Below are 6,984 nucleotides of genomic sequence, written 5' to 3' on the forward strand. Positions count from 1 at the left end.
CGGCCCGCTCCACGAAGCGCCGGCATCCGAACACCTCGCTGTCGCGCGATCGCTGGAGGATTCCTTCGCGCGCAGCTACGCGCCCCCTCGATCCCGAGGGGCTTGTGGCCGGACACCCAGTCCCTGTCGGACGCCCGACCTCAGTGATGCCCGGCCATGTGACGGCCGATCGTGGCCACCTCGGCGGTGGCGGCCGGCGTCTCGTAGACGAGGCGGCCCTCCGACATCACCACGATGCGGTCGGACAGCTCCAGGATCTCGTCGAGGTCTTCGCTGATCAGCAGCACCGCGGCGCCGGCGTTGCGCGCGGCCACGATCCGGTTGCGGATCTCCGAGACGGCGGAGAAATCGAGGCCGAAGCACGGGTTGACCACGATCAGGAGGTCGACCGGGTCGGTCAGTTCGCGGGCGAGCACCGCCCGCTGCACGTTGCCGCCGGACAGGGTGGCGATCGGCGCTTCCGAGGAGGCGGTCTTCACCTTGAACCGCTCGATCAGGTCGCGTCCGCGCCGGGCCATCGCCCCCCGGTCGAGCCAGAAGGTCGGCTTGGCCGTGGGGTCGTCGCCGCGCCGGTCGAAGGCGCGAAAGCCCAGGTTCTCGACCACCGACATCCGCGGCGCGCAGGCGTTGCGCAGCGGCTCCTCCGGGATGAACCGGACTTTTCGGGCGCGGCTCTCGGCGCGGGTGCCGGCATAGGACGCGCCGGCCACCACCACCCGGCCTCCGGTGGCGCGGACCTGCCCGCCGAGCACGTCGGCCAGCTCCTTCTGGCCGTTGCCCGAGACGCCGGCGATGCCGACGACCTCGCGGGCGCGAACGCTGAGCGCGTCGATCGCGATGTGGCGCAGGCCCGAGGCGTCGGTGGCGGTGACGCCCGCGATGCGCAGGACCTCGCGGGCTTCGTCGGGCGCGCCGACGCGGGCGGCCGGCACGCGCACCTTGCGCTCGCCCATCATCATCGCCGCCATGTCGTCGCGGGAGAGTTCGCCGACCGCGCCGCCGCCGACGAGCTTCCCGCGCCGGAGCACGCTCAGGCTCCGGGCGAAGGTCTCGACCTCGCGGAACTTGTGGCTGATCATCAGCACGGTGAGGTCGCCGCGATCGGTCATCGCGCGGAGCAGCCCCAGCACCTCCTCGGCCTCGGCCGGCGTCAGGACCGAGGTCGGCTCGTCGAGGATCAGGAAGCGGGCTTCGAGATAGAGCTGCTTGACGATCTCGAGCTTCTGCTTCTCGCCCGCCGCCAGCTCCGCCACCGGCCGGTCGAGGTTCAGCCGGAACGGCATGCCGGCCATGAAGGCGGAGAGCCGCGCGCGCTCGCGGCCCCAGGCGATCACCGAGGGCGCGTCGGCGCGGCTGATGACGAGGTTCTCGGCTCCCGTGAGCGAGGGCACCAGCGTGAAGTGCTGGTAGACCATGCCGAGTCCGCGCCCCTGCGCGCCCTTCGGGTTGGTGATCTCGGCTTCGCGGCCGTCGACCAGCACCGTGCCGGCGCTCGGGGCGTAGAAGCCCATCACGCACTTCACCAAGGTCGACTTGCCGGCGCCGTTCTCGCCGAGCAGCGCGTGGAAGCCGCCGGCCGCGATCTTCATCGACACGTCGTCGAGGGCGGCGAAGGCGCCGAAGCGCTTCGTCATGCCGACGGTCTCGACGCCGATGGCGCGCGGCGGGACGGGCATCGGGACCGGGGCTGGCGACGTCATGGGCGGCCTCTCACGGCGCGTGGGCGATGATCGCGACGGGGCCGCCGCCATCCGGTCCCTGATGCTCGGCGCCGCCCGAGACGTAGAGTTCGGCATGGCCGACGAGGCCGGCGAGCACCCCGCCGACGAAGCCGCGGGCGTGGCGGGTCGCGGCGAGGTCGGAATCGGTGAGCATGGTGGTGCGACGCCCGCGCAGGCGCCCGTCCGACGGGGCCTCGGCCTTGGCCAGCAGCGCCACGAGCCGTTCGCGCTGGGCCGGCGCCAGCTGTCCCGCCGCGCCGAGGCCGAGCCGGGCCAGCGCGGCCCGCACCGGCTCGACGTCGAGGGCGTCCGCCATGGTGGCGTGGTCGATCCGCAGCGGGCCGGACCAGCCGGCGCCGCGCCCGAGCACGACGATCTCGTGGCCCATCAGCTCGACGCCGGCCGACGCCGAGGCGCGCGAGGAAGCGAGCGCAAAATCCCGGCCGATCGCGCCCTCCTCCAGCGCGCCGACCTCGCCCAACGCCGTGGCGATGCCCAGCGACGCGGCGGCGCGCGACAGGCCCATGGATTTCAGCGTGTCGGCTGTGGCGCAATCCGCGCCCCGGCCGCGCGCCGCGGCGATCCGCTCCGAGGTGAGGAGCGGGCACTTCACCTGGACGAAATGCACCTCGGCCGGGTCGGCGATGCCGGCGTCGCGCATCGCCGCGCGCACGCCCTCGGCCACCGACTCGACCTGGGCCAGGCGCCCGACCTCTTCGGGCGCCAGGTCGGCGGTGTGGGCGTGGCCGATGGCGAGGGCGCCGGGCTCGGCGGGTTCGTCCGCCTCGCGCACCTCGAAGACCGTGAGATGCGGGGACAGACCGCCCTCGGTGCCGCCCGACATCACCAGGCAGACCCGCTCGGAGGCCGCCTCGCCGGCATGCCGTCGGAGCAGGTCGCGGAGCGCGCGGGCGGCGAGCCCACGGGTCCAGTCGTTGACCAGGCCGTTGCCCTCGGTCTTGCCGAAGATGGCGACGACGGCGCCCGGCGCGATCCGGCCCTCCGCGATCGCGCGTTCCAGGCCGGAGACGTCGTCGGGGGCGGCGACGGCGATGCGGTGGACGACGGCGCGGCGCGTGCTCATGCGGCCGCCTGCGCGGTCACGGCCGCGATCACGGCGTCGGTGTCGGAGACCGCGCCGAACACGCCGCCCTGCATCGTCACCATGCGGAGCGCCGCCATGTGGTTCTGCGGATCGGTGGCGCCGCAGGCGTCGCCCAGCACCACGCATTCGAAGCCGCGGTCGTTGGCCTCCCGCATGGTGGTGGAGACGCAGACGTCGGTGGTGATGCCGGTGAGCACGAGGTTGCGGATGCCGCGGGTGCGCAGGACCAGCTCGAGGTCGGTGGCGCAGAACGCGCCCTTGCCGGGCTTGTCGATCACCACCTCGCCGGACAGCGGCGCGAGTTCGGGGATGATCTCCCACCCGGGCTCGCCGCGCACCAGGATCTTGCCGCAGGGCCCTGGGTCGCCGATGCCGGCGCCGATCCGGCGCGAGCGCCAGCGCTTGTTCTCCGGCAGGTCGGAGAGGTCGGGCCGATGGCCCTCGCGGGTGTGGACGATCGCGTAGCCGCGGCTGCGCATCGCGGCGAGCAGGCGGGCGATCGGCGCGATCGGCGCCCGGGTCAGCGACAGGTCGTAGCCCATCGCGTCGACGTAGCCGCCCGCCCCGCAGAAATCCGTCTGCATGTCGATGATGACCAGCGCCGTATTCGACGGCCGCAGGTCGCCGTCGTAGGGCCAGGGGTAAGGCTCGGCGGGGATGGTGGTGCCGGGCCGTGCGTCGGCGGAAGGAGGTCGATCGAAGCTCATGACGATGCCTCAGGGCACCGGCTTGCCGAACCGCTTTGTCGTAACAATTTCGACGTGACGATTCGCTTCGAATGGGATCTCGACAAGGCCGCGTCCAAGCTGCGCAGGCATGGGGTGCGGTTCGAGACGGCAGCGCGCGTCTTCACGGACCCGTTCGCGATCACCTCGGCGGATCGGATCGAAGATCGGGAGCTGCGGTGGCGGATCGTCGGGATGGCGGACGCGATCCGGGTGCTCGTCGTCGTCCACACGATCCGTGAGGCGACCGAAGCCGGCGAGGAGATCGAGGTCGTCCGCATCATCTCCGCCCGCAAGGCCGATCGTTCGGAAAGGCGAAGCTATGAAGACGAAGCTGGTTAGCTACGAGATCGACCTCGCCAACCCGCCGCCCCTCACCGAGACGCAGAAGGCAGAGCTTAAGGCACGCGCGGCGATGCCGGACGAGGCGATCGACGACGGCGACATCCCGCCCCTGACCGAGGCCTTCTGGGCGAACGCCGTGCGCAACCCGTTCTACCGGCCGGTGAAAACTTCCACGACGGTGCGGATCGATGCCGACGTGCTGGCGTGGCTGCGCGCGCCCGGGCGGGGCTACCAGACCCGCATCAACGCGATCCTGCGCCGCGAGATGATGGCGGCGCTGAAGAAGGGCTGAGGCCCTCACTCGGCCGCCTCCCGCGCGGCGGATGCGTTCGGGCTCGTCTGCCCGGCGCCGTAGGAGCGGGTCGGCGCGGGGAAGCCGCAGGCGGTGCCGTCCACGGTCCGGACCTGGTCCTCCCAGGGCACCCTGTACCGGCCGGCCGCGAGGTCGTGCATGTAGGTGTAGGGGCAATCCTGCGCGCCGCCCTTCACCGCCGTGTAGCCGCGGTGGCCGAGCTGGTAGATGTTGTTCTCGACGCCCCAGTGGATGCGGGCCTCGCGCACGAGGTCGGGCCGGACCTCCGCGGTGATGATCTCGTCGACGCGGCCGGTGGTGCCGTGGGCGACGATCGCCCCGTCGAAGTTGCAGACCATGCCCTCGCCCATCGAGTCGAAGGTGCCGTCCGAGCCGCACAGGCAGACGTTGGCGGTGACCATCAGGTTGCAGAAGGCGTTCGACTGGTTGGTGAAGCGCCAGGATTCGCGGATCGGCGCGGTGTAGCCGGCCGTGCGGATCATGATCTCGGCGCCCTTGTAGGCGCATTCGCGCGCCATCTCCGGGAACATGCCGTCGTGGCAGATGATCAGCGCGAGCTTGGCGCCCTTCGGCCCGTCGATCACCGGGATGCCGAGGTCGCCCGGCTCCCACGGCTCCACCGGCACCCAGGGGTGCATCTTGCGGTAGTACAGCTTCACCGCGCCGGAATCATCGACGATCAGGCCGGTGTTGTAGGGCGCGCCGTGGGGGTTGAACTCCATGATGGAGAAGCAACCCCAGATCCGGTTGTCGAGGCAGGCCTTGCGGAAGGCTGCCACCTCCGGCCCGTCCATCCGGCACATCAGCTCGGGCCGCGTGTCCATCGAGAGGCCGTGGAGCGCGTATTCGGGGAAGACCACGAGGTCCATCGTCGCGAGGTTCGCCCGCGCCTTGGCCACCATCGCGACGATCCGGTCGGTCTGCGCGCTCAGGTCGGCCGGCGTCTCGATCCGCGGCAGCTTGAGCTGCACCAGGCCGAGGACGACGCCGTTCGGGGATTTGTTCAGGCCGCCGAGACCATTCATGCAGAATCCTATTTCGAGAGGGAGAGCTCGCCCGGCGCGCCGGCCAGCGCCCGGTCGGGCGACGAGGTGGCGATCAGCAGGGCGAGCGTGAGGACGTAGGGGGCGGCGTAGTACAGGTAGTAGCCCTGCGTGACGCCGACCGATTGCAGCGCCGGGCCGAGCGCCCCGGCGCCGCCGAACAGCAGGGCGGCGGCGAAGCACGCGAGCGGGTTCCAGCGGGCGAAGATGACGAGCGCCACCGCCATCAGCCCCTGGCCCGACGAGATCCCCTCGTTCCACGAGCCCGGATAGTACAACGACAGGTAGGCACCGCCGATCCCGGCGAGCACGCCGCCGGCGGCCGTCGCGTAGAGGCGCACGCGGTCGACGTCGTAGCCCATGGCGCGCGCCGCGTCGGCGCTGTCGCCGACGACGCGCACGATCAGCCCGGCCTTGGTGTTGCGGAACGCCCACCACAGGAACACGGAGAGCGCGGCGCCCACCAGGAACAGCACGTTGACGCGCAACGCCGCCTGGATCTGCGGCACGTCCGACCAGAACCCGAACGGGATCGCCGGCAGCGGCGGGGCGGAGGGCTGGATGAAGGCCTTGCCGAAGAAGAAGGCGAGCCCCGTCCCGAACAGCATCAGCGCGATGCCGACCGCCACGTCGTTGACCCGCGGCAGGCGGCAGACGAACCCGTGCAGCAGCCCGAAGGCGCCGCCGGCCAGGCCGGCCACCGCGACGCCGGCCCAGGGCGAGCCGGTGAGCACGGCGGTGGCGTAGGCCGACATGGCGCCGAACACGAGGGTGCCTTCGAGCCCGAGGTTGATCCGCCCCGAGCGCTCGGTGATGGTCTCGCCGAGGCTGACGAACAGGAACGGCGTCGAGACGCGGATCGCGCCGCCGACCACCGCGATCAGGACGCTCCAGAGCCCGAGGTCGCCGTTCATCGCATGCTCCCCGCCGTGGTCATGCCGGCGCCCCCGCCGGCAGGGCGGCGGCCGCGCGCTTGGTCGCCCACAGGTGCGGGCTGAACAGGTGCAGGCGCCCGTAGAGCGTCTCGCTGGCCAGCACCACGAGGAACAGCAGCCCTTCGAGCACCAGCACGGTGGCGTCGGGCAGCTGCATCCGGCGCTGGATCAGCCCGCTCGACGCCTCGATCCCACCGAGCAGGAACGCGACCGGCATGATCGCGATCGGGTTCTGGCGGGCGAGGAACGCGACGAGGATGCCGGTGTAGCCGTAGCCGGCCGCCAGCGTCCCGTTGGCGGTCCCCTGCACCGCGACCACCTCGAAGAACCCGGCCAACGCCGCGAAGGCGCCACCGAGCGCGGTGAAGCCGACGATCAGGCGCCCGACCGGCAGGCCCTGGATCTGGGCCGCGCGCACGTTCCCGCCGGCGATCCGCGCGGCGAAGCCCAGCGTCGTGCGGTCCATCAGCACGTAGGCGACGAGGCAGGACAGGACGCCGACCCCGAGGCCCCAATGCACCCCGATCCCCGGCATCGGCGCGAGCATGAAGGCGTCGCCGACGGGCAACGTCGAGGGCTTGTTGAGGCTCGCCGGATCGCGCAGCCAGCCTTCGATCAGGTGGTTGGAGAGCGCGATGGCGATATAGGACAGGAGCAGGCTCGCGATGGTGGCGTTGACGCCGCGATAGGCCTGAAGGAAGCCGACGGCCCCGATCCAGACCGCGCCGACGAGGGCGGCGGCGAGCGCCATCAGCGGAATCGCGAGCGCGGGCGGCAGCGCGGCCAGCGGCTGGGCC

The 6,984-nt window shown here is 71.9% G+C and carries 8 protein-coding genes; 2 read left to right on the forward strand and 6 right to left on the reverse strand.

The annotated features are described in order from the left end of the window. Nucleotides 1-140 precede the first annotated feature (140 nt). Genes FV229_RS11665 through FV229_RS11675 form a run of 3 tightly spaced genes read right to left on the reverse strand, consistent with a single transcriptional unit; the run spans nt 141 to nt 3,533 of the window. Nucleotides 141-1,700: an ABC transporter ATP-binding protein gene (locus FV229_RS11665; RefSeq protein WP_147752135.1), complete on the reverse strand. Its 1,560-nt coding sequence runs from the start codon at nt 1,698-1,700 to the stop codon at nt 141-143. 10 nt (nt 1,701-1,710) lie between these two features. Continuing rightward, a complete protein-coding gene (locus FV229_RS11670; RefSeq protein ID WP_147752136.1) occupies nt 1,711-2,805 on the reverse strand; it encodes a ring-opening amidohydrolase in 1,095 nt (364 codons plus the stop codon). Beyond that, nucleotides 2,802-3,533 carry an isochorismatase family cysteine hydrolase gene (locus tag FV229_RS11675; protein ID WP_147752137.1) on the reverse strand — a complete coding sequence of 244 codons (732 nt, stop codon included), beginning with the start codon at nt 3,531-3,533 and terminating at the stop codon, nt 2,802-2,804. Before FV229_RS11675 ends, FV229_RS11670 begins: the two co-directional genes overlap by 4 nt. Before the next feature lie 54 nt (nt 3,534-3,587). Between FV229_RS11675 and FV229_RS11680 the strand changes: the two genes are divergently transcribed. Then, nucleotides 3,588-3,893: a BrnT family toxin gene (locus FV229_RS11680; protein ID WP_147752138.1), complete on the forward strand. Its 306-nt coding sequence runs from the start codon at nt 3,588-3,590 to the stop codon at nt 3,891-3,893. Further along, nucleotides 3,874-4,188: a BrnA antitoxin family protein gene (locus tag FV229_RS11685; RefSeq protein WP_147752139.1), complete on the forward strand. Its 315-nt coding sequence runs from the start codon at nt 3,874-3,876 to the stop codon at nt 4,186-4,188. Before FV229_RS11680 ends, FV229_RS11685 begins: the two co-directional genes overlap by 20 nt. Nucleotides 4,189-4,193: 5 nt before the next feature. Here the strand turns inward: FV229_RS11685 and FV229_RS11690 are convergent, their stop codons facing one another. The 3 genes from FV229_RS11690 to FV229_RS11700 form a co-directional block, all read right to left on the reverse strand. Continuing rightward, nucleotides 4,194-5,234 carry a formamidase gene (locus tag FV229_RS11690; RefSeq protein WP_147752140.1) on the reverse strand — a complete coding sequence of 347 codons (1,041 nt, stop codon included), beginning with the start codon at nt 5,232-5,234 and terminating at the stop codon, nt 4,194-4,196. Between the two features lie 8 nt (nt 5,235-5,242). Continuing rightward, nucleotides 5,243-6,166, reverse strand: a complete 924-nt coding sequence (locus FV229_RS11695) for an ABC transporter permease (RefSeq protein ID WP_147752141.1) — start codon at nt 6,164-6,166, stop codon at nt 5,243-5,245. 19 nt (nt 6,167-6,185) lie between these two features. Beyond that, nucleotides 6,186-6,984: ABC transporter permease (locus FV229_RS11700; RefSeq protein ID WP_147752142.1), on the reverse strand; the 799-nt coding region annotated here is incomplete at its 5' end.

This window comes from Methylobacterium sp. WL120 (assembly GCF_008039465.1).
Taxonomy (GTDB): domain Bacteria; phylum Pseudomonadota; class Alphaproteobacteria; order Rhizobiales; family Beijerinckiaceae; genus Methylobacterium; species Methylobacterium cerastii.

Excerpts from the sequence above, each read along its gene's own strand:
- FV229_RS11670 (WP_147752136.1), bottom strand. The coding sequence starts at position 2,805 with ATGAGCACGCGCCGCGCCGTCGTCCACCGCATCGCCGTCGCCGCCCCC.
- FV229_RS11675 (WP_147752137.1), bottom strand. The coding sequence starts at position 3,533 with ATGAGCTTCGATCGACCTCCTTCCGCCGACGCACGGCCCGGCACCACC.
- FV229_RS11695 (WP_147752141.1), bottom strand. The coding sequence starts at position 6,166 with ATGAACGGCGACCTCGGGCTCTGGAGCGTCCTGATCGCGGTGGTCGGC.
- FV229_RS11665 (WP_147752135.1), bottom strand. The coding sequence starts at position 1,700 with ATGACGTCGCCAGCCCCGGTCCCGATGCCCGTCCCGCCGCGCGCCATC.
- FV229_RS11690 (WP_147752140.1), bottom strand. The coding sequence starts at position 5,234 with ATGAATGGTCTCGGCGGCCTGAACAAATCCCCGAACGGCGTCGTCCTC.
- FV229_RS11685 (WP_147752139.1), top strand. The coding sequence starts at position 3,874 with ATGAAGACGAAGCTGGTTAGCTACGAGATCGACCTCGCCAACCCGCCG.